General features: G+C 71.0%; 17 protein-coding genes. 7 read left to right on the forward strand and 10 right to left on the reverse strand.

Translation table 11 applies throughout. The annotated features are described in order from the left end of the window. Window positions 1–62: 62 nt before the first annotated feature. On the reverse strand, window positions 63–1,361 hold the full coding sequence (locus tag AB0D49_RS32285; RefSeq protein ID WP_362764422.1) for a M18 family aminopeptidase: 1,299 nt from the start codon (window positions 1,359–1,361) through the stop codon (window positions 63–65). A 330-nt stretch (window positions 1,362–1,691) separates the two neighbouring features. Beyond that, window positions 1,692–3,518, reverse strand: coding sequence for an acyl-CoA dehydrogenase (locus tag AB0D49_RS32290; protein ID WP_362764424.1), 1,827 nt, complete (start codon window positions 3,516–3,518; stop codon window positions 1,692–1,694). A gap of 258 nt (window positions 3,519–3,776) precedes the next feature. Here AB0D49_RS32290 and AB0D49_RS32295 point away from each other — a divergent pair, with 258 nt between their 5' ends. The 4 genes from AB0D49_RS32295 (at window position 3,777) to AB0D49_RS32310 (ending at window position 8,912) form a co-directional block, all read left to right on the forward strand. Then, window positions 3,777–4,250, forward strand: coding sequence for an SseB family protein (locus AB0D49_RS32295; protein ID WP_355748030.1), 474 nt, complete (start codon window positions 3,777–3,779; stop codon window positions 4,248–4,250). 377 nt (window positions 4,251–4,627) lie between these two features. Beyond that, window positions 4,628–6,574 (forward strand): Ig-like domain repeat protein, encoded by a 1,947-nt coding sequence (locus AB0D49_RS32300; RefSeq protein ID WP_362764427.1) that lies wholly within the window; start codon window positions 4,628–4,630, stop codon window positions 6,572–6,574. Window positions 6,575–6,757: 183 nt separating this feature from the next. After that, on the forward strand, window positions 6,758–7,735 hold the full coding sequence (locus tag AB0D49_RS32305; protein ID WP_362764430.1) for a pirin family protein: 978 nt from the start codon (window positions 6,758–6,760) through the stop codon (window positions 7,733–7,735). Between the two features lie 127 nt (window positions 7,736–7,862). Then, window positions 7,863–8,912: an AI-2E family transporter gene (locus AB0D49_RS32310; RefSeq protein ID WP_362764433.1), complete on the forward strand. Its 1,050-nt coding sequence runs from the start codon at window positions 7,863–7,865 to the stop codon at window positions 8,910–8,912. A 555-nt stretch (window positions 8,913–9,467) separates the two neighbouring features. On the opposite strand, the gene AB0D49_RS32315 is transcribed toward AB0D49_RS32310, so the two are convergent. After that, window positions 9,468–11,765, reverse strand: a complete 2,298-nt coding sequence (locus tag AB0D49_RS32315) for a SpoIIE family protein phosphatase (protein WP_362764435.1) — start codon at window positions 11,763–11,765, stop codon at window positions 9,468–9,470. 290 nt (window positions 11,766–12,055) lie between these two features. On the opposite strand from AB0D49_RS32315, the gene aspS reads away from it, so the two are divergent. Further along, a complete protein-coding gene (aspS, locus tag AB0D49_RS32320) occupies window positions 12,056–13,819 on the forward strand; it encodes an aspartate--tRNA ligase (protein ID WP_362764438.1) in 1,764 nt (587 codons plus the stop codon). A 69-nt stretch (window positions 13,820–13,888) separates the two neighbouring features. Here aspS and AB0D49_RS32325 read toward each other — a convergent pair whose 3' ends face one another. The 5 genes from AB0D49_RS32325 to AB0D49_RS32345 form a co-directional block, all read right to left on the reverse strand. After that, window positions 13,889–14,296: a PIN domain-containing protein gene (locus AB0D49_RS32325; RefSeq protein ID WP_362764440.1), complete on the reverse strand. Its 408-nt coding sequence runs from the start codon at window positions 14,294–14,296 to the stop codon at window positions 13,889–13,891. Beyond that, a complete protein-coding gene (locus AB0D49_RS32330; protein ID WP_362764443.1) occupies window positions 14,293–14,511 on the reverse strand; it encodes a type II toxin-antitoxin system VapB family antitoxin in 219 nt (72 codons plus the stop codon). The genes AB0D49_RS32325 and AB0D49_RS32330 overlap by 4 nt, the downstream gene beginning before the upstream one ends. 135 nt (window positions 14,512–14,646) lie before the next feature. Then, window positions 14,647–15,012, reverse strand: a complete 366-nt coding sequence (locus tag AB0D49_RS32335) for a PH domain-containing protein (protein ID WP_362764446.1) — start codon at window positions 15,010–15,012, stop codon at window positions 14,647–14,649. 70 nt (window positions 15,013–15,082) lie between these two features. Then, complete coding sequence (gene metG / locus AB0D49_RS32340) at window positions 15,083–16,807, reverse strand: methionine--tRNA ligase (protein WP_362764449.1); 1,725 nt, start codon at window positions 16,805–16,807, stop codon at window positions 15,083–15,085. Window positions 16,808–16,970: 163 nt separating this feature from the next. Continuing rightward, window positions 16,971–18,611, reverse strand: coding sequence for a VWA domain-containing protein (locus tag AB0D49_RS32345; RefSeq protein ID WP_362764452.1), 1,641 nt, complete (start codon window positions 18,609–18,611; stop codon window positions 16,971–16,973). An 861-nt stretch (window positions 18,612–19,472) separates the two neighbouring features. Here AB0D49_RS32345 and AB0D49_RS32350 point away from each other — a divergent pair. After that, on the forward strand, window positions 19,473–21,542 hold the full coding sequence (locus AB0D49_RS32350) for a PhoX family protein (RefSeq protein ID WP_362764455.1): 2,070 nt from the start codon (window positions 19,473–19,475) through the stop codon (window positions 21,540–21,542). Here the strand turns inward: AB0D49_RS32350 and AB0D49_RS32355 are convergent. Further along, complete coding sequence (locus tag AB0D49_RS32355) at window positions 21,509–22,579, reverse strand: LysR family transcriptional regulator (RefSeq protein WP_362764457.1); 1,071 nt, start codon at window positions 22,577–22,579, stop codon at window positions 21,509–21,511. The genes AB0D49_RS32350 and AB0D49_RS32355 overlap by 34 nt on opposite strands. A gap of 231 nt (window positions 22,580–22,810) precedes the next feature. On the opposite strand from AB0D49_RS32355, the gene snpA reads away from it, so the two are divergent. Continuing rightward, window positions 22,811–23,527 carry a snapalysin gene (gene snpA / locus AB0D49_RS32360; protein WP_362764459.1) on the forward strand — a complete coding sequence of 239 codons (717 nt, stop codon included), beginning with the start codon at window positions 22,811–22,813 and terminating at the stop codon, window positions 23,525–23,527. Window positions 23,528–23,629: 102 nt separating this feature from the next. On the opposite strand, the gene AB0D49_RS32365 is transcribed toward snpA, so the two are convergent. Then, complete coding sequence (locus tag AB0D49_RS32365; RefSeq protein WP_362764462.1) at window positions 23,630–25,573, reverse strand: FUSC family protein; 1,944 nt, start codon at window positions 25,571–25,573, stop codon at window positions 23,630–23,632. Between the last annotated feature and the right edge of the window lie 74 nt (window positions 25,574–25,647).

A 25,647-nucleotide genomic window follows, 5' to 3' on the forward strand; every position in this document is an offset into this window, starting at 1 on the left:
GCCTCGCCCGCCTCGCCCGCTTCGCCCGCCTCCCCGGCCCCGGAACCACCGTCGCGAAGGCGTCAGCCCCGCAGGAACGCGATCAGCGCGTTGCCCAGCATCGCCGGATCGTCCACCCCGCACATCTCCCGCGCGCTGTGCATCGACAGGATCGCCACCCCGATGTCCACCGTGCTGATGCCGTGCCGGGCGGCGGTGATCGGGCCGATCGTGGTGCCGCAGGGCATGGAGTTGTGGGAGACGAAGGACTGGAAGGGGACGCCCGCCCGCTCGCACGCCGCGGCGAACACCGCCCGGCCCGCGCCGTCCGTCGCATAGCGGTTGTTGACGTTCACCTTGAGGATCGGCCCGCCGTTGACCCTCGGGTGGTGGGTCGGGTCGTGCCGCTCGGCGTAGTTGGGGTGGACGGCGTGCCCGGTGTCGGACGACAGACAGATCGTCCCGGCGAGGGCACGGGCGCGGTCCTCCCAGCTACCGCCCCGGGCGAACACCGACCGCTCCAGCACACTGCCCAGCAGCGGCCCGTCGGCGCCGGTGTCGGACTGCGAGCCGTTCTCCTCGTGGTCGAAGGCGGCGACCACCGGGATGTACGGCAGGTCCTCGCCGCTGGTGGCGACCGCGGCCAGCGCCACCGTCGCCGAGTGCACCGAGAGCAGGTTGTCCATCCGGGGGCCGACGACCAGTTCCGCGTCCCGGCCGAGCAGCGCCGGGGGCTCCACGGGGTGGGTCATCAGGTCCCATCCGGCGACCGAGCCCGCCGGGAGTTCCGCCTCCTGCTCCAGGAAGGCGATCAGATCGCCGTCGCGTACGTCGTCGCCCAGTCCCCACACCGGCTGGAGATGGCGCTGCTTGTCCAGCTTGAGGCCCTCCGAGGAGACCGAGCGGTCCAGATGGATCGCCAGTTGCGGCACCCGCAGCAGCGGCCGGTGGACATCGACCAGCCGGTGCGTGCCGTCCCGCAGCGTGAGGCGGCCCGCGATCCCGAGGTCCCGGTCCAGCCAGGAGTTCATCAGCGGACCGCCGTAGATCTCCACGGCGATCTGCCGCCAGCCGTGCCCCCCGGTGTCCGGCAGCGGCTTGACCCGCAGATTCGGTGAGTCGGTGTGCGCCCCCACGATCCGGAACGGGGTGTGCGGCGCCGCCCCCTCCGGTACGTACCACGCCACGATCGCGCCCCCGCGCAGCACATACCGCCCGCCGCTGCCCGCGTCCCAGGCGTCGGTCTCCACGGCCTGCCGGAACCCGGCCTTCTCCAGCCGCTCGGCGACCTGCGCCACGGCGTGGTACGGCGACGGCCCGGCCGCCAGGAACGACATCAGGTCTTCGGTGTGGCCGCGGTCGAGGCGGGTGGGTTCGCTCATGGGTTCACCTTAACGACGTACCAGGGCCCGCTTCCCGTGGTGGGAGCGGGCCCTGGTGGGGACGGCGGAGGGAGCGGACGGCTGTGGAGGAGAGGGGACGGGAGGGGACGGGAGGGCGACCGGAGGGGACGGGGGGACGGGAGGGCGACCGGAGGGGACGGGGGCGGAGGCGACCGGAGGGGACGGGGGGCGGAGGCGACCGGAGGGCCGGGCGGGCGAGGTGTGAACCCCGCCCGCCCGGCCCTCGTCGAGCCGCCGTGCCGGACTGGCTGAGCAGCCGCGGCGGTCCGGGGGAACCGCCGTGTCAGTCCGGCCGGGCCGCCCCGTCGCTCAGAACGCGGCCTCGTCCAGCTCCATCAGATCCAGGTCCACCGTCTCGGAGACCTTGCGGGCCAGGGTGACGCCCGGGAGCACATTCGCCGCGAAAAACTTCGCCGCCGCGATCTTGCCGGTGTAGAAGGGGACGTCCTTCGCCGTGGCCGTCGGCAGCTTCTCGGCGGCGACCGCCGCGCCGCGCAGCAGCAGATAGCCGACGATGACATCGCCGGAGGCCAGCAGCAGCCGGGTGGTGTTCAGCCCGACCTTGTAGATGTTCTTGACGTCCTGCTCGGTGGCCGCGAGGTCGGTCAGCATCAGACCGACGATCGCCTCCAGCTCGACGGCCGCCTTCGCCAGGTGCTCGCGCGCCCCGGCCAGCTCCTCGCCGCCGGTGCCCAGCGCGAGGAACTTCTTGATCTCCTCCGCCATCGAGTTCAGCGCGGCGCCCTGGTTGCGGACGATCTTCCGGAAGAAGAAGTCCTGGCCCTGGATCGCCGTGGTGCCCTCGTACAGGGTGTCGATCTTGGCGTCCCGGATGTACTGCTCGATCGGGTACTCCTGGAGGAACCCGGAGCCGCCGAAGGTCTGGAGCGACTGGGCGAGCTGCTCATAGCCCTTCTCCGAGCCGTAGCCCTTCACGATCGGGAGCAGCAGATCGTTCAGCGCGTGCTCGGTGGAGGTGTCCTCGCCGGACGCCTCCTTGACCGCGATGGCGTCCTGCACCGACGCGGTGTGCAGCACCAGCGCGCGCATACCCTCCGCGTACGCCTTCTGTGTCATCAGGGAGCGGCGGACGTCGGGGTGGTGGGTGATGGTGACCTTGGGGGCGGACTTGTCCATGAAGTTCGCCAGGTCGGGGCCCTGGACGCGCTCCTTGGCGTACTCCAGGGCGTTGAGGTAGCCGGTGGAGAGGGTGGAGATCGCCTTGGTGCCGACCATCATGCGGGCGAACTCGATGATCCGGAACATCTGACGGATGCCGTCGTGCTTGTCGCCGATCAGCCAGCCCTTGGCCGGGTGCCGGTCGCCGAAGGTCATCTCGCAGGTGTTGGACGCCTTCAGGCCCATCTTGTGCTCGACATTGGTGGCGTACACCCCGTTGCGCTCGCCCAGCTCGCCGGTCTCGAAGTCGAAGAGGAACTTCGGGACGAGGAAGAGGGACAGGCCCTTGGTGCCGGGTCCGGCGCCCTCGGGGCGGGCCAGCACGTAGTGGAGGATGTTCTCCTCCATGTCGTGCTCACCGGAGGTGATGAAGCGCTTCACGCCCTCGATGTGCCAGGAGCCGTCCTCCTGCTGGACCGCCTTGGTACGCCCGGCGCCCACGTCCGAACCGGCGTCCGGCTCGGTGAGCACCATCGTGGAGCCCCAGGTGCGCTCGACGGCGATCGAGGCGAGCTTGCGCTGCTCCTCCGTGCCCTCCTCGAAGAGGATGCGGGCGAACGCCGGGCCCGAGGAGTACATCCAGATCGCCGGGTTGGCGCCGAGGACCAGCTCCGCGTACGACCAGATCAGGGAGGGCGGGGCGGTGGTGCCGCCGATCTCCTCGGGCAGGCCCAGACGCCAGTACTCGGAGTCCATGAACGCCCGGTAGCTCTTCCTGAAGGAGTCCGGCACCGGGGCGGTGCTGGTCTCCGGGTCGAAGACCGGCGGGTTGCGGTCGGCGTCGGCGAAGGACTCGGCCAGCTCGTGCTCGGCGAGCCGGGTCAGCTCCGACAGCACGCTCCTGGCGGTGTCGGAGTCCATCTCCTCGAACGGGCCGGTGCCGTACAGCTTGTCGCGTCCGAGTACTTCGAAGAGGTTGAACTCGATGTCGCGGAGATTCGACTTGTAGTGCCCCATGGCGACGGCTCCGTAGAGAGATCGGCGAGGCACTGAATCCTCGCGGCGCGTTCACATATCCCGTGCTGACCACAATGATGCTACCCGCCGGTAATAAGAAGCAACCCCTACTCGGCCAAGTGTGAGAAGGCTCTACATACCCCACACTCCTCCATATCTGTAGCGCCCGATAGATAAAACAGTACCAGCATTGTCTAGCGCTCGCTAGACAAATCTCCCCGGCGCCCCCACCGCCGCCGTCTCGGTACGCTTGCGCGCATGTACGGATACGGGCAGCCGATGGACAACGGTGGTGCGCAGTACGCCCAGCCGCAGCAGATGCCCGGCGGCGTGGGCGGATACGGACAGCAGCCGCCGCTGTATCCGGAGCCGTCCCCGCCCTCGCTCGCCGACGCGGTACGGGCGTTCACCACCGGGCAGATGCCGGCCGAGGACTTCCAGCAGGTCTTCGCCACCTCGAAGGTCTACTGCCCGCGCGGCGACAACCCCGGCTTCCTCGCCCTGCACAACACCCAGCAGCCGGTCATCCCGATGTTCTCCTCGCTGAAGGAGCTGCGCCGGTACGCGGGCAAGGAGTCCAAGTACTTCGTGATCACCGGCTCCGAGGTGATCGATCTGCTGCCGACCGGCTACGGCTTCGTCCTGGACATGGAGGGCGAGCACCGGATGGTCTTCGACGCGAAGGCGGTCGAGCAGATGGTGGACTTCGCGATGCGCCGCATGTACGGCTGACCACCCGCGCCCCACAGCCGCCGGGCGACCGTCCCACTTGCCGCCCGCCCGCGCTCCGCAGCCGCCGGGCGACCGTCCCACCTGCCGTCCGCCCGCGCCCCGCAGCCGCCGGCTGACCGCCCCACCTGCCGGCCGCCCGTCGACGACCCGCTGATCACCCGCACCCCACCACCCCCCGGCGCCCCCATCGCCCCCTGCGTCCCAACTCGCGCACTCGGGCCGGAAATTCTCACATCATCCTCACAGTTATGGCTTATGCTGCCGGGACAGCCGCGCCCCGAGCGGCCACCGTGCCTTCGCGCGGTCGCGCCGGGTGCCGCGCGGCGCTCTCTTCCCGGTGTCGACCGGGTCTCTTGTGGGGGGTCCAACACGTGCGTGTGCGTACCACCGCCGCGGCGACGACGCTCGCGGTTCTCTTCGGCTCCGTCGGTCTGACCGTCGTCACCGCCGCCCCGGCGGCAGCGGCGCCGGTCTCCCTGTCCACGCCCGGTGCGATGGCCGTCCACCAGACCCTCCAGCGGGTCTTCATCGCCGACCCGGCGCGCAACCGGATCGTCAGCTCCGACTACGCGGGCGTCGAGCGGAGCGTCTCCAGCGCCATCGGCGCGGTGTCCTCGCTGACGCTGTCCGCCGACGGTCTGACGCTCTACGCGGCGGTGCCCTCCACGCACCGTGTCTACGACCTGGACCCGACCACGCTGGGCGTCCGGATGTCGTACAACACCGGCGTCACCACCGGCCCGCGGTCCCTGGAGTTCGCGGGCGGCAAGGTCTGGTTCTCGTACGGCGACCAGTGGGACGGGGACATCGGCTCGCTCGACCCGACGCAGGACCCGGCGAGCGGCGGCGAACCGATCGCCCTCGCCCAGCTGCCCACCGAGGGCACCGGCAGCGGTCTGTGGGGCCAGGCGCTGCTGGACACCGACCCGCTGCGCCCGGGGCTGCTCGCGGTCGGCGAGACCGGCGACAGCACGGGCTCGATGGCCGTCCTGGACGTGGCCGACGGCACCGCCAAACTCGTCGCCTGGCACGACAGCCCCTACAGCCTCAACAGCGGCATCGGTGACATCGACCTGGTCGCGGGCAACAACCAGGTGCTGGTCAACGGCACCCTGCGGGACGCCTGGGCGGACGGCACCTTCACCGAGGCCGGCCGCCTCCCGGCCGGAGAGTCCGCCGACATCGCGCGCGGCGGTCTGATCGCTCAGTCCACCGGCAACAAGGTGGCCATCTACCGCCCGACGGCGACGACCCCCGTCCGTACCTTCAGCACCGGCAGCCAGCCCGCCGCCGGGCTCATCTGGGCGCCGGACAACTCGCGGGTCTTCGCCCTGGTGCGCGCGGGCTCGGGCTGGGGTCTCAAGGCGCTGACCCGCCCGGACGACAGCGTCCCGACCCTCTCGGTGAACGCTCCCACGACGGCGCCCCGCGCCAAGAAGCTCACCGTCACCGGGAAGATCACGGCGACGGTCGCGCTCCCGGCCGGGACCAAGCTGACGGTCACCCGCACCGACCTGGACAGCCCGCGCGGCAAGACGCTCCCGTCCGTCTCCACCAAGGCCGACGGCAGCTTCTCCTTCGCCGACACCCCGCCCGCCGGCGGCAAGGTGACGTACAAGGTGTCGTACGCGGGGAGCGGCTCGCATCTGCCCGCCACCGGGTCGGACAGCGTGGAGGTCTCCCGCTCGGCGACCACGCTGACCCTGAACAACAACGGCAAGCTGTACAACTACGGCACCGACGTCAAGTTCACCGCGCACCTGGGCAAGACGTACAAGAACCGCACGGTGAAGATCTACGCCGACCCGTTCGGCGCCGACAAGGGCAAGCGCCTGATCAAGACCGGCAAGGTCAACTCGCGCGGCGACCTCAGCGTCTATGTGGACATGACCCGGGACACGGCCGTCACGGCGGAGTTCGCGGGCGACGCGCGCTACAAGCCGAAGAGCGTGAAGTCGACGGCGTACGCGCGGGTCAAGGTCTCCATGGCGGTCACCAAGCACTACAAGACCGGCAAGATCGGCTCGACCTCGTACTACTGGTTCCGCAAGAACACCGACCCGCTGCTGACCACCTCCATGACCTACTACCCGGGCCGTGAGCAGCGGCTCGACCTCGAGGTCTACTACCAGGGCCGGTGGTACGACGCGGGCTCCGAGTACTTCCCGCTCGGTACGAACGGGAAGTCGGCGGTCCGGCTGGGCGCGCCCGGCGAGGCGGGCATCCGCGCACGGGCGCGGTCGGTATACGTCAACGGCTCGTCCGGTGACAGCGTGAACTCCACCACGTACAGCTCGTGGCGGTACCTGTACTTCACCAACTGACCAGGGCGGCGGCCCTGAGGGTCGCCGGACGGCTCCGCGCCGGACGGTACTGAACCGGACATCAGCGAGCCGCATGTCACTGAAGCGAAGGCCCGGAGGGAATGCCCTCCGGGCCTTCGCCGTTACGGGTGGCAGAAAGTTCAACAGTCAACTAAAGTGAGCGTACACAAGGAGGTACCGACCATGCCCGCTGTGACCGTCGAGAACCCGCTGACGCTGCCCAGAGTGACCGCTTCCACCGACGCCGTGGCCCGCCCCGTACTGGCCGTCACGACCGCGCCCGGCGGTTTCGAGGGGGAGGGCTTCCCGGTGCGCCGGGCCTTCGCGGGGATCAACTACCGCCATCTCGACCCGTTCATCATGATGGACCAGATGGGTGAGGTGGAGTACGCGCCGGGCGAGCCCAAGGGCACCCCCTGGCATCCGCACCGCGGCTTCGAGACCGTGACCTACATCATCGACGGGATCTTCGACCACCAGGACTCCAACGGCGGTGGCGGCACGATCACCAACGGTGACACCCAGTGGATGACGGCGGGCTCCGGGCTGCTGCACATCGAGGCCCCGCCGGAGCACCTCGTCGTCTCGGGCGGGCTCTTCCACGGCCTCCAGCTGTGGGTGAACCTCCCCGCCAAGGACAAGATGATGGCGCCCCGCTACCAGGACATCCGCGGCGGCCAGGTCCAGCTGCTCACCACCCCCGACGGCGGCGCGCTGCTCCGGGTCATCGCCGGAGAGCTGGACGGACACGCGGGCCCCGGCATCACCCACACCCCGATCACCATGATCCACGCCACGCTGGCGCCGGGCGCCGAGCTGACCCTGCCCTGGCGCGAGGACTTCAACGGCCTCGCCTACGTCCTCGCCGGACGCGGCACGGTCGGCGCCGAGCGGCGGCCGGTCAAGCTGGGCCAGACCGCGGTCTTCGGCGCGGGCTCCTCGCTGACCGTCCGCGCGGACGAGCGGCAGGACTCCCACACCCCCGACCTGGAGGTCGTGCTGCTGGGCGGCCAGCCCATCCGGGAGCCCATGGCGCACTACGGACCCTTCGTCATGAACACCCGCGAGGAACTCCAGCAGGCGTTCGACGACTTCCAGAAGGGCCGCCTCGGCACGATCCCGGCGGTGCACGGCATGACGGAGGAAGGCCCCCAGGGCTGAAGCCCGGGACGCGGCGGGGCGGCGGGGCGCGGCTGCCAGGGCTGACGTCCCGTCAAGGGCCCTTGGCGCTCACCCGGGCGGGCTGACCGGACAGGACAGCCCGCCCGCCACGTGTTCCGCTGGTCAGGTGCGCCTGCTACCCGAGCCCGTACGCCGTGTCGCCGCCTGGTGTGTCGTCATCCTGCTGGCGGTGGGCGTGGCCTGGGTCGGCATCCGGCTGTGCTCGGTGCTGCGGACGGCGGTGGTGCCGGTGCTGCTCGCCCTGCTCGGGACGGCGCTGCTGGGCCCCTTCCACCGGCGGCTGGTCAAGGCCCGGGTCAACCGGTCGCTGGCCGCCGCCCTCACCTGTGTCGCCGTGGTCGCCGTCGTCGGTGGCGCCGTCTATATCGTCGTCGCCGCGCTGATCAACTCCGGCGACCAGATCATCGACTCCCTCAAGAACGCCGCGAACTCCCTCGCCCAGCACTTCGGGGCCGCCGGGACCTCGCTCAACGATCTCGCGACCAACTCCCGCGAGCTGCTGAGCAAGTTCGGCGGCACCGCCGCCTCCGGGGTGATCAGCGGGGTCAGCGTGGTCGGCGAGACCATCGCGCTGGCCGTGCTGGCGCTGCTGCTGGTCTTCTTCTTCCTGCGCGACTCCGACCGGGCCGCCGGGACGCTGCGCTCACTGTCGCCGCCGGGCGCCGCCGACACCATCGAGGCCATGGCGCGGCGCGCCTTCCGGGCCGTCGAGGGCTTTATGCGCGGCACCACCGTCATCGCCTTCATCGACGCCGTGTGCATCACCATCGGTCTGCTCGTGCTGCGGGTGCCCGGGGCGATGGGGCTGGGCGCGCTGGTCTTCGTCGGCGCGTACATCCCCTACCTCGGCGCCTTCCTCTCCGGTGCGGTCGCGGTGCTGGTCGCCCTCGCCGACCGGGGGTTCGTGATCGCGCTGTGGGCGCTCGGGGTGGTGCTCGCGGTCCAGGTGTTCGAGGGGCATGTGCTCCAGCCGGCGATCCAGAGCCGGACCGTGCAGATGCATCCGGCGGTCGTGATGCTCGCCATCACCGCGGGCGCGTCCGTCGCCGGAATCCTCGGGATGCTGCTCGCCGTCCCGCTCACCGCGGCGGCCTTCGGGGTGATCAGCGAACTGCGCGACCACTACGCCCCCGGCACCGGCACCGGCGGACCGTAGGGCGCCCCGGTCCAGGAGGGCAGGAACCTGGACCGGGGCGGTTCCCGTGAGGGGCGTACGGCGGCCGGAGCGCCCGGGGCCTCTCCGGTTCGGAGGCGGGGCATCCGGTACACCTCCGTGTGGTCCGCGGAAGCATCCGACCACCGTTTCACGGGCTGCGACTATGACGATACGGAGGGTGAGTGGCTGGGGGCTGTCCGTGATCGGTCAAACGCCCGGAACGGGCGAAGCGGGGGCGGACCGGGCGCCGCCGGTCCCCCGCGTGCGCCGGAACGACCGGGACCCGCCGGGGCGACCGGGTCCCGCCGGGGCGACTGGGTCCCGCCGGGACGGCCAGGACCCGCCCGGACGGCCGGGACCTTCCGGGACGGCGGGGACCTTCCGGGACGGCCGGGACTGCCGGAATCCTGCGGGGCGGGCGGGACTCTCCGGGGCGGCCGGGGCGGCTGGGGCGGCCGGGACCTTCCAGGACGGCCGGGACTGCCAGAACCCTGCGGGGCGGACGGGACCTCCGGGACCGCCGGGACCGCCGGGACCGCCGGGACCGCCAAGCGGCTACGCGCTCTCGTCCTCATCGTCCTCGTCGTCCTCGTCGCTCTCGTCGTTCTCGTCGTCCGGGAAGTCGTCGATCGCCAGCCGGAGAAGATCGTCGCGGAGGTCGGTGCTGAGGCCGTCACGGAGATCGTGGTGGAGGTCGGCGCCGGAGGTTGCCGGTGTCTCGCCCTCCGCCTCGCCCTCCGCCTCGCGTAGCTCGAACCAGATGCTCTTGCCCTCGCCTCGTGGATCGACGCCCCAGGCGTGCGCCAGTAGCTCGATCAGGACCAGACCCCGTCCGGAGGAGGCCAGCTCGCCGGGGCGGCGCTTGTGCGGGAGGTCCTCGCCCGCGTCCGTGACCTCCACCCGCAGCCGCCGCGCACCGGGCTCCCCGCTGATCTCGGCGACGAGCAGCGCGTCGGTGTCGGTGTGCACCAGGACGTTGGTGAGCATCTCCGAGACCAGCAGCACGGTGGAGTCGACCTGGTCGGCGGAGGACCAGTCGTGCAGCAGCTCCCGCAGTTGCTGCCGGGCCACCGCGATCCGCTCCGGCTCGGCCTGCGCGACCGTCAGCATGGTGCGCCGGGTCGGGACGTGCACGGCGGCCGGACCGCCGCCCAGGCCGGCTGTGACGCCCTGCCGGTGCAGCAGCAGGACGGCGATGTCGTCCTCGCGGCGGTCGGCCAGCGGGCCGGTGGTGTGGTGCGAGGACGGCCCGTGGACGGCCTGCACCAGGGCGTCGGCGAGGGCCTCCAGATCGCCGGTGTGCTCCTCCAGGATCGTCCGCAGCCGCTGCCAGCCGGTGTCCAGGTCGTGGCCGCCGGTCTCGATCAGCCCGTCCGTGCACAGCGCGAGCGTCTCGCCGGGCTGGAGCGCGAAGGTGGTGGTGGGGTAGTCGGCGTCCGGGTCGATGCCCAGCGGCAGCCCGCCGGAGGTGGCCCGCCGCAGCACGGTCCCGTCCGCCATCCGGATCGCCGGGTCCGGGTGCCCGGCGCGGGCGATGTCCAGGACGCCGGTCGCCGGGTCGGCCTCGACATACAGACAGGTCGCGAAGCGCGGGTCGCCCGAGTCGTCGTGGTGTCCGCCGATGCCGTTGAGGAAGCGGGAGGCGCGGGAGAGCACCGCGTCCGGGCGGTGGCCCTCGGAGGCGTAGGCGCGCAGCGCGGTACGGAGCTGGCCCATGAGCCCGGCGGCCCGTACGTCATGGCCCTGGACGTCCCCGATGACCAGGGCGAACCGTTCGCCCTCGCCGGGCAGTGGGATCACGTCGTACCAGTCGCCGCCGATCTGGAGGCCGCCGCCGGTGGGGACATAGCGGGCGGCGACGGTCATGCCGGGGATCTTCGGGCCGAGGGTGGGCAGCATGGAGCGCTGGAGCCCGTCGGTCAGCTCCCGCTCGGACTCGGCGACCCCGGCCCGGGTCAGCGCCTGGGCCAGCATCCGGGCCACGGTCGTCAGCACGGACCGCTCGTCGGGGTTGAAGGCGACCGGGTAGGAGAAGGCGGCCATCCAGGCGCCCATCGTGCGCCCGGCGACGGTGAGCGGCAGAAACGCCCAGGACTGCCGTCCGAAACCGGCCGCGAGGGGCCAGGTGACCGGGTAGCGGGACTTGTACTGGTCGGGCGAGGAGAGATAGACCGCGCGGCCGGTGCGGCAGACCTCGGCGGCCGGGTAGTCGGTGGCCAGCGACATGTGCGAGAAGGGGTCCTCGTCACCGGGCTGCTGCCCGTGGTGGCCGACGATGGTCAGCCGGTCGCCCTCCACGCCGAACACCGCGAGACCGTCGGGGGTGAACCCCGGCATGGAGAGTCCGGCGGCGACCCGCAGCACCTCGGCGGTGGACCGGGCCTCGGCCAGCGCGCGGCCCGCGTCCAGCAGGAACGCCTCCCGCGAGCGCCGCCAGTCGCCGGTGACGGCCCGCCGTCCGGCCGGGGTGCCCGGGGTGGGCTCGGTGACCTCCTGGAGCGTCCCGATCAGCTCGTACGCCCGTTTCTCCGGGTCGAAGGACGGCTTGGAGCGGCTGCGGACGACACGGATGATCCGGCCGCGTTCGTCCATGACCCGGATACGGACCTCGGCGAGGGTGTTCTCGGCGACCGCGAGCTGCACCACACCGGTGATCTCGTTCCAGTCCACGGGGTGCAGCCGGGCTCTGACCTGGGCCTCGCTGAGGACGGTCGATTCCGGAGGCAGCCCGAGCAGACGGGCGGCCTCGGCATCCACCGTGACCTGCCCGATCGAGGTGTCCCAGTGCCAGAGCCCGGTGGCGAGGGCGGCGAGGACCTGCCCCACTGCCGGCAGGGGCTCACCAGTGCGCATTGCCCCACTGTAAGAAAAGGTGATCGAACAGTGCCACTGATGCCGTACGTCTGTGTTGTCCCGGAGCGGGAGGGGAGCGGGAGGGGAGCGGCAGGGGACGGGGGCGCGGGGTGGGGGCTGCGCCCCGGTAATGCAGGGGAAGGGCGGTGCGGTCGGCCGGTACCCTGGGGGTCGTTGTGTGACGTTTCGTTGTGTGACGTTTCACGTGAAACAACCCCTCACGGCCACAGCCACACACCCCGCACACCGCGTCCGAATACACCCGATCAGCGAAGGCTGGATGAACGACGATGCATCGGTACAGGTCCCACACCTGCGGCGAGCTGCGCTCCTCTGACGTCGGCACCGACGTCCGACTCAGTGGCTGGCTGCACAATCGGCGCGACCTGGGCGGCATCCTCTTCATCGATCTGCGCGACCACTACGGGATCACCCAGTTGGTGGCCCGCCCCGGGACGGCCGCGTACGAGGCGCTGGACACGGTCTCCAAGGAGTCCACGGTCCGGATCGACGGCCGGGTCGTCTCGCGCGGCGCGGAGAACGTGAACGCGGACCTGCCGACCGGTGAGATCGAGGTCGAGGTGGGCGAGGTCGAGCTGCTCGGCGCGGCCCAGCCCCTCCCCTTCACCATCAACGCCGAGGACGGCGTGAACGAGGAGCGGCGCCTGGAGTACCGCTTCCTCGACCTGCGCCGCGAGCGGATGCACCGCAACATCATGCTGCGTACGGCGGTCATCTCGGCGATCCGGCACAAGATGACGGCGCTGGGCTTCAACGAGATGGCCACGCCGATCCTCTCGGCGACCTCCCCCGAGGGCGCCCGAGACTTCGTGGTCCCCTCCCGCCTGAACCCGGGCAAGTTCTACGCCCTGCCGCAGGCGCCGCAGCAGTTCAAGCAGCTGCTGATGATCTCCGGCTTCGACCGGTACTTCCAGATCGCGCCCTGCTTCCGGGACGAGGACGCCCGCGCGGACCGCTCGCCGGGCGAGTTCTACCAGCTCGACGTGGAGATGAGCTTCGTCGAGCAGGAGGACGTCTTCCAGCCCATCGAGCGCCTGATGACCGAACTCTTCGAAGAGTTCGGCGGCGGCCGGCACGTCACCTCCCCCTTCCCCCGCATCCCGTTCCGTGAGGCGATGCTGAAGTACGGCTCCGACAAGCCTGACCTGCGGGCCGAGCTGGAGCTGGTGGACATCACCGATGTCTTCGCGGGCTCGGAGTTCAAGGCGTTCGCGGGCAAGCATGTACGGGCGCTGCCCGTCCCCGCCGTCCAGGACCAGCCCCGCAAGTTCTTCGACCAGCTCGGCGAGTACGCCATCGCGCAGGGCGCGAAGGGACTGGCGTGGGTGCGGGTCGCCGAGGACGGTTCGCTGTCCGGCCCGATCGCCAAGTTCCTCACCGAGGACGATGTCAAGATCCTCACCGAGCGCCTCGGCCTGGCGGCCGGACACGCGGTCTTCTTCGGCGCGGGCGAGGTCGACGAGGTCGCGAAGATCATGGGCGCGGTGCGTGTGGAGGCCGCCAAGCGCGCGGGCCACTTCACCGAGAACGTCTTCCGCTTCTGCTGGATCGTCGACTTCCCGATGTACGAGAAGGACGAGGAGACCGGCGCGATCGACTTCTCCCACAACCCGTTCTCCATGCCGCAGGGCGGCCTGGAGGCCCTGGAGACCCAGGACCCGCTGGACATCCTCGGCTGGCAGTACGACATCGTCTGCAACGGCGTCGAACTCTCCTCCGGCGCGATCCGGAACCACGAGCCGGAGATCATGCTGAAGGCGTTCGAGATCGCGGGCTACGACCGGGACACGGTGGAGGAGAAGTTCGCCGGGATGCTCCGCGCGTTCCGCTTCGGCGCCCCGCCGCACGGCGGTATCGCCCCCGGCGTCGACCGCATCGTCATGCTCCTCGCCGACGAGCCCAACATCCGCGAGACGATCGCGTTCCCGCTCAACGGCAACGCCCAGGACCTCCTGATGGGCGCCCCCACGGAACTGGACGAGACCCGCCTGAGGGAACTCCACCTCTCGGTACGGAAGCCACAGCCGAAGTAGTCCTCCAGGACACGAGAAGGGCCGACGACCGGATTCCGGTGGTCGGCCCTTGCTGTCGGTGGGACCGGACTAGACGGTGGGGTGGGCTCGGATCAAGGAGAGGGATGGCCTGACCTTGGCCAGGGCCGTGAAGTCGTCGTCGACGTGCACGAGGGTCAGGCCGTGATGCTCGGCGGTGAGGGCGATGAGGATGTCCAGGGGGGACGGTCCCCGGTGATGTCCGATCCGGACGAGTTCGCGTTGCACCCCGATGATCTTGGGCCAGGGGTCTTCCAGCGCCGGGACCCAGCCGAAGGTCTGGCCGAGCATCGTGAAGAACGGTTCGTGGTCGCGGTCCGCCCGGAGACCGGGCATCAGCTCCGCCTCGACCGGTGGACACACGGCGACCAGTCCGCGTGCCACCCGGTCCGGCCAGGGGTCGCCGATCTGACGGCGCAGCAACCGCCAGACGGCGGAGGTGTCGGCCAGGTAGGTCACAGCCCGGACCGCTCCCGCTCTTCGAGAACGTCGAAGTCGAGGTAGGCGTCGGCGTTCTCCTGGAGCCATCGCAGGGCGCGTGCCCGGTCGTCCGCGCTGATCGCCGCCGCTATCGTCAACGCGCGGTTGATGGTGTCGCGCTTGGTCTTGGTGCCGAGCTGCTGCTGCGCGAAGGCCAGCATGTCGTCATCGATGTCGACCAGGGTCTTGGACATATGGCCCTCCCGCGGACGCCGGATATATATCGTTCCAGCGAGTATATCAACGGGAAGGGGGAGGGTCCGGGCAGTGAAAAGCCCCGCCTCCGGGCGGTGCCGGGGCGGGGCTTCTCAGGGGTGCGGACTGGTCCGTCAGCGGGCTACGAACTGGGTCAGGATGGCCTGGACCTCGTAGATGTCCACGCCCTTGGTGAACGTCTTCTGGAGGGGGGCCGGGGAGCCCGAGAGCCAGATCTTGAGTTCCGCGTCGAGGTCGAACGTGCCGGCCGTCTCCACCGCGAAGTGCGTGATGCTGCGGTACGGGATCGAGTGGTACTCGACCTTCTTGCCCGTGATGCCCTGCTTGTCGACCATGATCAGTCGGCGGTCGGTGAACAGGATGGTGTCACGGACCAGCTGGTACGCGGCGTGCACCTGCTCGCCCTGGCCCAGCAGACGGGTGTAGTCCTGAGCCGCCTGGGCCGGGTCGATGGCATGCGCGTTGCCGAAAAGCGCCATGGTGGTATCCCCCCACTTGATGATCGTCCGGAATGTATACCGTGACGGTGGGGGGTTTGGCCACTGGTTGTCAGGAGTTCTCGGCGGGCTCGCCGCCGAAACGCTCCTTGTACGTTTCCAGGTCGTCGTCCGTGAGCTTGGCGAACAGCACCGGGGGGACCGTGAACGGGATGCCCGGAGTGAGGGCGGACAAGGACTTCGCCTCGGCCGGGGTGATCCACGTGGCCTTGTCCTCGGGGAGGGCGAAAGCCGCGCGCATTTCCGCCGACGCCGACGGAATGATCGGCTCCGAGACCACCGCGTAGAGATGGATCAGGTTCATCGCCGTGCGCAGGGTCAGCGCCGCGGCTTCCGGAGATGTCTTGATCTCCAGCCACGGGGCCTTCTCCTCCAGATAGGAGTTGCCCGCCGACCACAGCGCGCGCAGCGCCGCCGCCGCCTTGCGGAACTGGAGCGCTTCGAGCTGCGTCTCGTAGTCGGCGAGGAGACGGGCGATCTCCTCGCCCAGCTTGCGCTCCGCCTCGCCCGGCTCGCCGCCCTCCGGGACCGCCTCGCCGAAGCGCTTCTTGGAGAAGGACAGGACCCGGTTCACGAAATTGCCCAAGGTGTCCGCGAGGTCCTTGTTCACCGTCGCCGTGAAGTGCTCCCAGGTGAAGGACGAGTCGTCCGACTCGGGGGCGTTGGCGATCAGGAAATAGCGCCAGTAGTCGGCGGGGAGGATGTCCAGCGCCTGGTCCGTGAAGACACCGCGCTTCTGGGACGTCGAGAACTTTCCGCCGTAGTACGTCAGCCAGTTGAACGCCTTGACGTAATCGACCTTCTTCCACGGCTCGCGGACGCCGAGTTCCGTCGCCGGGAACATCACCGTGTGGAACGGGACATTGTCCTTCGCCATGAATTCCGTGTAACGGACGGTGGCGTCGGACTCGTACCACCAGGACTTCCAGTCGCGGTTCTCCGGGTCGCGGTCCGACCATTCCTTCGTCGCGCCGATGTATTCGATCGGGGCGTCGAACCAGACGTAGAAGACCTTGCCCTCGGCCGCCAGCTCCGGCCAGGTGTCCGCCGGGACGGGGACGCCCCAGTCCAGGTCACGGGTGATCGCGCGGTCGTGCAGCCCCTCGGTCAGCCACTTGCGGGCGATGGAGGAGGCGAGCTGCGGCCAGTCGTTCTCGTGCGCCGCCACCCACTCCTCGACCTCGTGCTGGAGCTTCGACTGGAGGAGGAAGAGGTGCTTGGTCTCCCTGACCTCCAGGTCCGTCGAGCCGGAGATCGCCGAGCGGGGGTCGATCAGGTCCGTCGGGTCCAGGACGCGGGTGCAGTTCTCGCACTGGTCGCCGCGCGCCTTGTCGTAGCCGCAGTGCGGGCAGGTGCCGACGACATAGCGGTCCGGGAGGAAGCGGCCGTCGGTGGGGGAGTAGACCTGGCGGATCGCGCGCTCTTCGATGAAGCCGTTCTCGTTGAGGCGGCGGGCGAAGTGCTGGGTGATCTCCCGGTTCTGGGGGGAGGAGCTGCGGCCGAAGTAGTCGAAGGCGAGGCCGAAGCCGTCGTACACCGCCTTCTGGGCGTCATGGGCCTGGGCGCAGAACTCGGCCACGGGGAGGCCCTGCTCCTTGGCGGCGAGTTCGGCGGGCGTGCCGTGTTCGTCGGTGGCGCAGATGTACAGGACGTCGTGGCCGCGCTGGCGGAGGTAGCGAGCGTAGACGTCGGCCGGGAGCATGGACCCCACCATGTTGCCCAGGTGCTTGATCCCGTTGATGTAGGGAAGGGCGCTGGTGATGAGGTGTCGAGCCATCGCGGCTGCTCCTGGGTGGGTCGTTGTCCTATGTGCGAATCAGCCTTGAAATCGTAGCCGACATGGGTGGGCCGCCCGCTTCTCGTTTTGGGGGGGTGAGAAGGGGCGGCCGGGTGGTGCGGGGTGGGTGCGGGGTGGTGCCGGGTGGTTTCCGTTGTGGGGGTTACGGGCGCCAGTTCTTGAGGATGCCCTCGTACAGCTCTGTGTCCGTCAGCTCCAGGGGGGTCTCACCGGCCAGGAAGTGCGAGGTGTTCGGGGTCTTCAGCTTGCGGAGGTAGTCGAACGCCTTGTTCTCCGGGTCGCCGAAGGCGATGAAGGAGAAGTGGATCTGGGGGTGGGACTTCGCTGCGGCGGTGAGCGCCTGGGTCGCGGGGGTCTTGGCGTCGGGGGCGCCGTCCGTCTGGAAGACGACCAGGGCGGGGGAGGTCGTGCCGGAGCTGTCGTAGTGGGTGAGGATCTGCTCCACGGCCGCGTGGTAGCTGGTGCGGCCCATGCGGCCCAGGGCGGCGTGGGTGTCGTCGATCTTGGTGTGGTGGTCGGTGAGGGTGAGGTCCGTGGTGCCGTCCAGCTCGGTGGAGAAGAAGACGACGTGGACGGTGGGGTCGGGGGTTGTCGGGTCCAGGCGGGCGGCCAGGGCGAGGGTCTGGTCGGCGAGGGCCTGGGCTGAGCCGTCCTTGTAGTACGGACGCATGCTCGCGGAGCGGTCCAGTACGAGGTAGGTCCTGGTGGGGATGGTGGGGGTGGGTGTGGTGACCGCGGTGGCCGCGGTGTAGGCGGTGCGGAGGGTGGGGGGGATGTGGCTCGGCTCGGCTTCGCCCTCGCCGGATGTGTGCCCACCCGCACCGCCCGTGCGGGTCTCGTCGTCGGGTGCGGGTGGCCCCTGTGGGGCGCCTTCGCCGTCGGCGGCCTCGGGGGCGGGGGTGGGGGTGGGGGATTCCGGTGCCGGTGCCGGTTCCGGCTCGGGCTCCGTGGGGGCCTCCGCCTCCGGCCGGGGTGCCTCCGGGGCCGGAGTGGGCTCGGGTGCCTCGGGCGTCTCCGGCTCGGTCTCGGCCGTCGTGACCGTCGTCGACTCCTCGGCCTCCGTCGTGTCCCCGGCGTCGACCGCCTCGGCCTCTGCCGATGCCGTCTCCGTGGAGTGCTCTTCCGGGGCTGCGGGCGTCTCCGGAGCGGTGTCCTGAGCGGCGTCCTGAGCCGTTTCCGTGGCTGTGGCTTCCGCCGGAGCGGTGTCCGAGGTGGCCTCGGGTGACGGGGCCGTCGTCTCCGAGCCGCCTTCCTCCGGAGCGGCGATCTCCTCTGGAGCCGTCTCTTCCGGGGCGGCTGCGGTCTCGGGGGCGGTGGCTTCCTCTGCGGCTGCGGGGGTGTCCGGGGCCGTGTCCGGAGCCGTCTCTGCGGCGGTGGCCTCCGCCGGAGCCACGTCCGAGTCGCCCTCCTCCGCAGTGGTCTCCGAGGCGCTGTCCTCCGCAGCGGCGGCCTCCTGAGCCGTCTCCTCCGAGGCGGCAGCCTCCTCCGAAGCCGTCTCCACGGCTTCCGCCGCCGCGACCGTCTCCGACGTGGGCTCCTCGGGAACCCCCTCCCCCTGGGCCTCGTCCGAAGCCTCCCCGGGCGCCTCTGCCGCGAGCTGGTCCGAAGCCTCGTCCAGGCTCTCCGCCGGGCTCTCGTCCCCGGGCGTCCCGGCCTCCAGGGGCTCTCCCGCGCCCTCGTCCGAAGCCTCCCCTGGTGACTCCTCCCCGGGCGTCTCGGCCCCCGGGGTCTCCCCAGGCGCCTTCACCTCGCCGGGCGTCTCAGCCGATGCCTCAACCGGCACGTCAGTCGGCGCCTCAGCCGCCCCCTCACCAGGCACGTCAGTCGGGACCTCAGCCAATGCCCCACCCGGCGTCTCAGCCGATGCCCCACCCAGCACGTCACCCGGTACCTCAGCCGATCCCCCGCCCGGCGCCTCAGCCGATCCCCCACCCGGCACGTCACCCGGTACCTCAGCCGCCCCCTCACCCGGCTCCGCAGCCCGCGGCACCGTCACATTGTCGAACGCCGCCGATACCAGGTCATGCTCCTCCGGTGTCGACGACCGCGGTTCCGGTACCTGGATCGTGGTCAGGTCCGGCTCCGGGGACGGGGACGGAATCGTCGGAGTCTGCGCCGAAGACGAAGAGGACGGCGAAGACGACGGCGAAGACGACGGCGAAGAGGAGGGGGTCGCGGTCGGGGGCGTGGCCTCCGCAGCCGTACCCGCGTCCCCCGCCGCAGCCGTGCCCCTGCTCGCCGCCGCCCCCACAGGCGTCCCCGTCCCCCCAGCCGGAGGCGTCCCCGCCTCGGCGGACCGCGCTCTGCGTGAGCGGCCGAATGCGTTCCGCAGGAGAGTGAGAATGCCCATGTGCGCAACCCTTCGCGTGAGTTGATGCCCGTAGATCCCTGGCCAGGACGGACACGTAAGGTTAGCGGCCCGGTGAGGTGATCTTGGGGAGGGATCGGGTGGGGCGAGAGGCCCGGCCCGGTGAGGTGGGCATCGCCGTGTCGGCCATATATGTGGCTGATCTACGCGCCTAGCGTCAACTCTCTCCCAGATACCTTTAGTTCACTTGCCGTTCATGTGTCGGCTCCGCTCCCGCACAAACGTGCTCCTACCGTCCGTCACGCTGGATAAAAGGGGAAGCAAGGGGAGAACCACGTGCGTATGCAGTTGCCCATCATCAGAACCTCCAACGACTCGCACCCCGGTGGTCGCGCCGCACTCACGTGCCGCTTCCGCTGCGGGGACGCCTGTTTCCACGAGGTGCCCAACACCACCGCCAACCCGTACGTCGGCGATGTCATCGCCACCGCGCTGAGCCGCCGTACCGTCGTGCGGGCCGCCGCGGTCGTCACCGCCGCTGCCGCCGCCGGGACCGCGCTCTCAGGTGCCGCCGCGCCGGAGGCCCAGGCCGCGCCCGCCGACGGCTGGGGCTGGGGTCGGGACAAGGCCGCCAAGGGGCTGCGCTTCACGCCCGTCGCGCCCAACACCAACGACGCGGTCACCGTCCCGGACGGCTACCGGCAGAACGTCGTGATCCGCTGGGGCGAGCCCATCCTGCGCGGTGCGCCCGCCTTCGACCCGGACAAGCAGACCGCCAAGGCGCAGGCCGGGCAGTTCGGCTACAACAACGACTTCCTCGCGCTGCTCCCGGTGCCGGGCGAGCGCGGGCGGCAGATCCTGGTCGCCAACCATGAGTACACCGACGAGGTCCTCATGTTCCGCGGCTACGACTCCGCCAACCCGACCCGTGAGCAGGTCGAGATCGCCTGGGCGGCGCACGGCCTCAGCGCTGTCGTCGTCGAGGAGGACCGCAAGAGCGGCAAGCTCACCGTCGTCCCCCGGCACTGGCTGAACCGCCGGGTCACCGTCTCCACCGAGTTCAAGGTGACCGGCCCCGCGGCCGGCTCCCCGCTGCTGCGCACCTCCGCCGACCCGACCGGCACCAAGGTCTACGGCACCCTCAACAACTGCGCCGGCGGAGTCACCCCCTGGGGCACCACGCTGCACGGCGAGGAGAACTTCAACCAGTACTTCGCCAACGCCACCCGCCCCACCGACAAGCGCTACGGCCTCGGCACCGCGGCCAGCGAGCGCAAGTGGGAGCGTTTCGACAAGCGCTTCGACGTCGCCCAGGAGCCCAACGAGCCGCACCGCTTCGGCTATGTGGTGGAGCTGGACCCGACCGACCCGGACTCCACCCCGCGCAAGCACACCGCGCTCGGCCGCTTCAAGCACGAGGGCGCGACCGTGCGGCTGACGGACGACGGCCGTCCCGTCGTCTACTCCGGTGACGACGAGCGCTTCGACTACTTCTACAAGTTCGTCGGCAGCAAGCGGATGAAGAAGGGTTCGTCGCGGTCGGTGCGCGAGCACAACCTGTCGCTGCTGGACGAGGGCACGCTCTACGTCGCCAAGCTGACCGGTGACTCCCCGGCGATCGAGATCGACGGCTCGGGGAAGCTGCCGAGCGACGGTGAGTTCGACGGCTCGGGTCAGTGGATTCCGCTGGCCACCGCCACCGGCAAGGGCGCGGTGTCGCACGTCGAGGGCATGACCGCCGACGAGGTGTTCGTCTTCACCCGGCTCGCCGGTGACAAGGTCGGCGCCACCAAGATGGACCGCCCCGAGGACGTCGAGCCCAACCCGCACTCGGGCAAGGTCTACATCGCGCTCACCAACAACTCCAACCGCGGCATGGGCACCAACGCCAAGGCGGACGAGGCCAACCCGCGCAACGCCAACAAGCACGGGCACATCCTGGAGCTGACCGAGCGCTGGAACCGTGCCGACTCCACCACCTTCGCCTGGACGCTGTTCCTGGTCGCCGGTGACCCCAAGGACCCCGCGACCTACTTCGCCGGGTATCCCAAGGACAAGGTGTCGCCGATCTCCTGCCCGGACAACGTGGCCTTCGACGACCACGGCAACCTGTGGATCTCCACGGACGGCGCCCAGCTCGGCTCGCACGACGGCCTCTTCGGCGTCGCCACCCGCGGTGACCGCAAGGGCGAGCTGAAGCAGTTCCTCACCGTGCCCAAGGGCGCCGAGACCTGCGGTCCGATCATCCAGGAGCGGCGGGTCCTGGTCGCCGTACAGCACCCGGGCGAGCTGGACGGGGCCTCCGCGGAGCACCCGCTGAGCGCCTGGCCCGACGGACCCGGCAAGCTCAACCGTCCCGCCGTGGTCGCGGTCTACCGCACCGACGGCAAGGACATCGGCGTCTGAGCCAGCCGCAGCGCTCCGTCAGCGGGCCCCGGTAGCCCCGGTGGCCCCGGGAGGGCCGGGACATACGGGGGCGGCACACCTTCATGGCCGCCGCCCCCGTGTGCGGCCTCCCGTACGCCGTCGCGCGCGCCGACGTGTTCCAGCCACTCCCGGTACGCCGGTGCCTGCCGGGCGACCTCCCAGTACGCCTCCGCCAGTGCGGGGAAGACGCCGTCGAGGTCCGTCTCCGTACGGGCCGCGATCAGCAGCCGGACGCCGATCGGGTCGCCGTGCAGCCGTCGTACGGCCATGTCGGGGCTGCTCGCGGTCGGCTGGCAGACCGTGACCACCTCGCCGGTGGCGACCAGCGCGCCCGCCGTGTGGTAGTCGCCGTGCTGGACCAGCGGGCTCACCCCGGCGGCCCGGAACATCCGCTGGACGGCGTCCCACTCGCCGTCCACCGACGAGTCGATCATCCAGCGGTCACCGGCCAGCTCACCCGGTTCCACCACGGGTTTCGCGGCGGCCGGATGGTCCGCGGGCAGCGACACGAACTGTGGTTCGCGCTCCAGCAGCACGCGCAGCCGCAGCTCCGGCGGGAGGCGCAGCGGGCAGCCCTCCACCTCGTGCACGAACGCGATGTCCAGCTGGCCGTCGGCGACCATCCGCAGCAGGACGTTCGGCGAGACGTTCATCTGGAGGGTGGGGTCCTGGCCCTGGCCGCGCAGCCGGCGCAGCCAGCCGCTCAGCGCCTTGCTGGCGGTCGAGCCGATCCGCAGCTCGGGACCGCCCGCGGTGGCGGCCCGTGCCTCGGCGACCAGGGAGCGCATCTCGGCCACCAGCGGGCGGGCGCGGCTCAGGACGAGCCGGCCGAGCGGGGTGGGGCGGCAGCCGGACCGGGTCCGCAGGAACAGAGCACCGCCCAGCTCCTGCTCGATCCGGCGCAGTTGGGTGCTCAGCGACGGCTGGGCCACGCCCAGCTGGCGGGCGGCCCGGTGCAGACTGCCCGTGTCGGCTATGGCGCACAGTGCGCGGAGGTGTCTCACCTCAAGCTCCATGCCCTTGGAGGCTAAGGCGGAAGCCAGGGTTTCACCAGACGTACAAACCCCCTGCAACGGCCGTTAATCGGGATCGTGGGGGAAGGTGACAGGGATGGTCGGTGGACCTGGTGGGGGGTAGGTGGCCCGGAGCTGATAGGGCGGAGCTATCACCTGCTGACATCATCACAGCGACCGCACAGGCACCGAGACTCTCGTCTTGAACGACTCACCCCCACCAAGGAGTCTTCGATGCGTCAGTCTTCCCCCTTCTCCTCCGCCCGCGCCGCCTCGACCGTGCGGGCGGCGGCGGCCCTCACCCTCGGGCTCGCCACGGCCGCGTTCGGGATGACGGTCCCCGCCGCCGCGGCCCCCGCCCCGCTCGACACCCGGAGCGCCGCGCCCGCGCACTTCATCTCCAAGTCCGCCGAGTCCGCCGAGTCCGCCGACGCGGCGGCCAGCCGGGCGTTCTTCGAGGCCGTGCTGAAGTCGGTGGCCGAGCAGCGGGCCGCGAACCCCACGTCAGCCGCCGCGGTCACGGTCACCTACGACGCCTCGCGCGCCCCCACCTTCGCCTCCCAGATCGCCCGCTCCACCCAGATCTGGAACAGCTCGGTCGCCAACGTCCAGCTGCGGCAGGGCTCGCCCGCGAACTTCACCTACCGGGAGGGCAACGACCCGCGCGGCTCGTTCGCCTCCACCGACGGGCACGGCAGAGGGTACATATTCCTCGACTACCGCCAGAACCAGCAGTACAACTCGACCCGGGTGACCGCCCACGAGACGGGCCACGTCCTCGGTCTGCCCGACAACTACTCGGGTCCGTGCAGCGAGCTGATGTCGGGCGGCGGACCCGGCACGTCCTGCACCAACGCCATCCCCAACGCCACTGAGCGAGCCCGGGTGGAGCGGCTGTGGGTCAACGGTCTGGCCGCCGCCATGGACAAGGTGCTGGAGAAGAGCCGCTAGTCGGACCGCCGCCGCCTCGACGTCTCTTCCGGCAACCCCCCACCCGGTACGGCCCGCCCCCTGCACGGGGCGGGCCGTACCCGGTTCATCCGCCGAGCCCCGTCACCGTCCTGGTGAGGTGATGGCGCGGGCCGTGGCGACCTCCTGCCGCAGCGGCGCCAGCACACTGTCGGCCGGTCCCGCCAGCTCGGTCCGGACCGGGAAGAGCACCTCCACCTCCCGCAGCCCCTCGGCCAGTTCGCGCAGTTGCAGCGCCACCTGGGCGACCTCGGCGGGGGCGGGCGGGTCCGCCCCGTGCTTGACCCGGACCCGGGCGGCGGTGGTGGCGTCCACGATCCGCTCCACGGCGACGACCAGCGGCCACCAGGCGGCGGCGTGCCGTCCGGTGGGCGGCGGTTCGGTCAGCGCCCGCTGGAACTCCGTACGGACGACGGACAGGTCGCGGTAGAGTCGGCGGCGCATCCGGGCGCGGGCGGCCGGTTCGACCCCGGCGCCGAAGGCGGCCTCGACATAGCCGGCGGTGTCGGCGACGGCGTCCGCGAGCCGGTCGCCGACCCGGGTGTGCCAGCTCTCCGGCCAGAGCAGATATCCGGCGATCAGCGCGATGGCGCAGCCCATCAGGGAGTCCAGCAGACGGGGCAGCAGCAGGGCGGTGCCCTCGCGGTTGAGGGTGTCGGACAGCAGCAGGATCACCGGGGTGATGGCGGCGGTCTGATACCCGTAGCCCCGGGGAGTGAGGGCGGGGATGAGCGGGGCGAGCAGCAGCATCACCGGTACGTCCCACCAGCCGCGCGGCACCTGGGAGAGCACGGCTGCGGCGACGACCAGTCCGGCGACCGTGCCGAGGGCGCGCAGCAGGGCGCGGGAGAAGACCGAGCCGAAGTCCGGCTTGAGGACGAAGGTGATGGTCAGGGCGACCCAGTAGGAGCGGGGGACGGGGACGAGGGAGACCAGGGTCTGCGCGATGCCGATGCACAGGGCGAGGCGCAGCCCGTAGCGCCAGGAACCGGCGGACAGGACGAGGTTGCGGGCGGCGCGGGCGGCCCGGACGCGGAGCCTGTCGGGCCTGTCGGCTCCGGCGGTGAGGTCGTCGGGGGTGTCGTCCGGGCCACCGGTGACGACGACGGCGGTGGCGTGCCGCAGCGCGTGGTCGACGGCACGGGCGCTCTCGCTCCTCGGCTCGGGCAGGATCAGCCCTATCGGCCCCCGGTAGCCGGTCTCGACGGCGTCGGCGAGATGCCGGGCGGCGGACGGGACCTCGGGCGGCAGCGGGACACCGGAGAGATGGGCGGCGGGGGCGGCCTCGATGACCGGGGTGACCGCGTTGAGCTGGGCGACCAGCCGGGTCAGCTCGGCGCTGCGGCCATGGTGCCGGGTGGGGTGGCCGAGGACCAGGTCGTACGCCTGGTTGAGGGCCTGGGTGGCGGCGTGCCGGGCGTCCTCGTAGCCGTCGGAGGCGCTGTCGGCGAGCAGGGCCGCGACCTTGCGGTAGGTGTCGGCGACGGCGGCGCGCTCGGGGACGCCGGATCGCAGCGGCCAGGCGATCAGGGCGAGCAGCAGCACGAGCAGTCCGCCGCCGGTCATCAGCAGCGGCGCGGCCCACCAGGGGCCGGGCATCGGGAGCCCGGCGCCGATGACGGCGTTGAGCAGCAGGAGCAGTCCGGAGACGGAGGCGACGGCGCCGATGGTGGAGATCATCCCGGAGACGAGCGCGACGAGGGTGACGGCGACGACGGCGAGCCAGCCCTGTCCGTAGACCAGCGAGCCGAGGGTGACGCCGAGGGCGCCGAACAGCTGCGGGACGGCGATGTGCAGAATCCGCATACGGTACGCGTCGGCGGTGTCGCCGATGACACCGGACAGCGCGCCCATCGAGGCGAGCGCCCCGTACGCCGGTTCGCCCACGGCGAGCCCGACGGCCAGCGGCAGCGTCATGGCCACGGCGGCACGGGCGACGGCGGGCCGATTGACGGGCGCCTGCTGCGGCGTGAGATTCCGCACCAGCCAGTCGGGCGGGGCGAGGCCGCCGGGGAAGTCGCGGGGCATGGGGACATTATGGTCGGGGGGCTGGGGGGTTCGGCTTCGCGGGTGGGGGCGGTGGTCGGGTCTGGCGGCCGGGT

It is taken from the genome of Streptomyces sp. NPDC048290, from assembly GCF_040652095.1.
In the GTDB taxonomy this organism is placed as follows: domain Bacteria; phylum Actinomycetota; class Actinomycetes; order Streptomycetales; family Streptomycetaceae; genus Streptomyces.

What these genes read in the sequence shown, in the direction of transcription:
- AB0D49_RS32315 (WP_362764435.1), bottom strand. Translation starts at nt 11,765, where the DNA reads ATGCGCACTGGTGAGCCCCTGCCGGCAGTGGGGCAGGTCCTCGCCGCC.
- AB0D49_RS32330 (WP_362764443.1), bottom strand. Translation starts at nt 14,511, where the DNA reads ATGTCCAAGACCCTGGTCGACATCGATGACGACATGCTGGCCTTCGCG.
- AB0D49_RS32335 (WP_362764446.1), bottom strand. Translation starts at nt 15,012, where the DNA reads ATGGCGCTTTTCGGCAACGCGCATGCCATCGACCCGGCCCAGGCGGCT.
- snpA (WP_362764459.1), top strand. Translation starts at nt 22,811, where the DNA reads ATGCGTCAGTCTTCCCCCTTCTCCTCCGCCCGCGCCGCCTCGACCGTG.
- AB0D49_RS32290 (WP_362764424.1), bottom strand. Translation starts at nt 3,518, where the DNA reads ATGGGGCACTACAAGTCGAATCTCCGCGACATCGAGTTCAACCTCTTC.
- AB0D49_RS32295 (WP_355748030.1), top strand. Translation starts at nt 3,777, where the DNA reads ATGTACGGATACGGGCAGCCGATGGACAACGGTGGTGCGCAGTACGCC.
- AB0D49_RS32365 (WP_362764462.1), bottom strand. Translation starts at nt 25,573, where the DNA reads ATGCCCCGCGACTTCCCCGGCGGCCTCGCCCCGCCCGACTGGCTGGTG.
- AB0D49_RS32355 (WP_362764457.1), bottom strand. Translation starts at nt 22,579, where the DNA reads ATGGAGCTTGAGGTGAGACACCTCCGCGCACTGTGCGCCATAGCCGAC.
- AB0D49_RS32285 (WP_362764422.1), bottom strand. Translation starts at nt 1,361, where the DNA reads ATGAGCGAACCCACCCGCCTCGACCGCGGCCACACCGAAGACCTGATG.
- metG (WP_362764449.1), bottom strand. Translation starts at nt 16,807, where the DNA reads ATGGCTCGACACCTCATCACCAGCGCCCTTCCCTACATCAACGGGATC.
- aspS (WP_362764438.1), top strand. Translation starts at nt 12,056, where the DNA reads ATGCATCGGTACAGGTCCCACACCTGCGGCGAGCTGCGCTCCTCTGAC.
- AB0D49_RS32305 (WP_362764430.1), top strand. Translation starts at nt 6,758, where the DNA reads ATGCCCGCTGTGACCGTCGAGAACCCGCTGACGCTGCCCAGAGTGACC.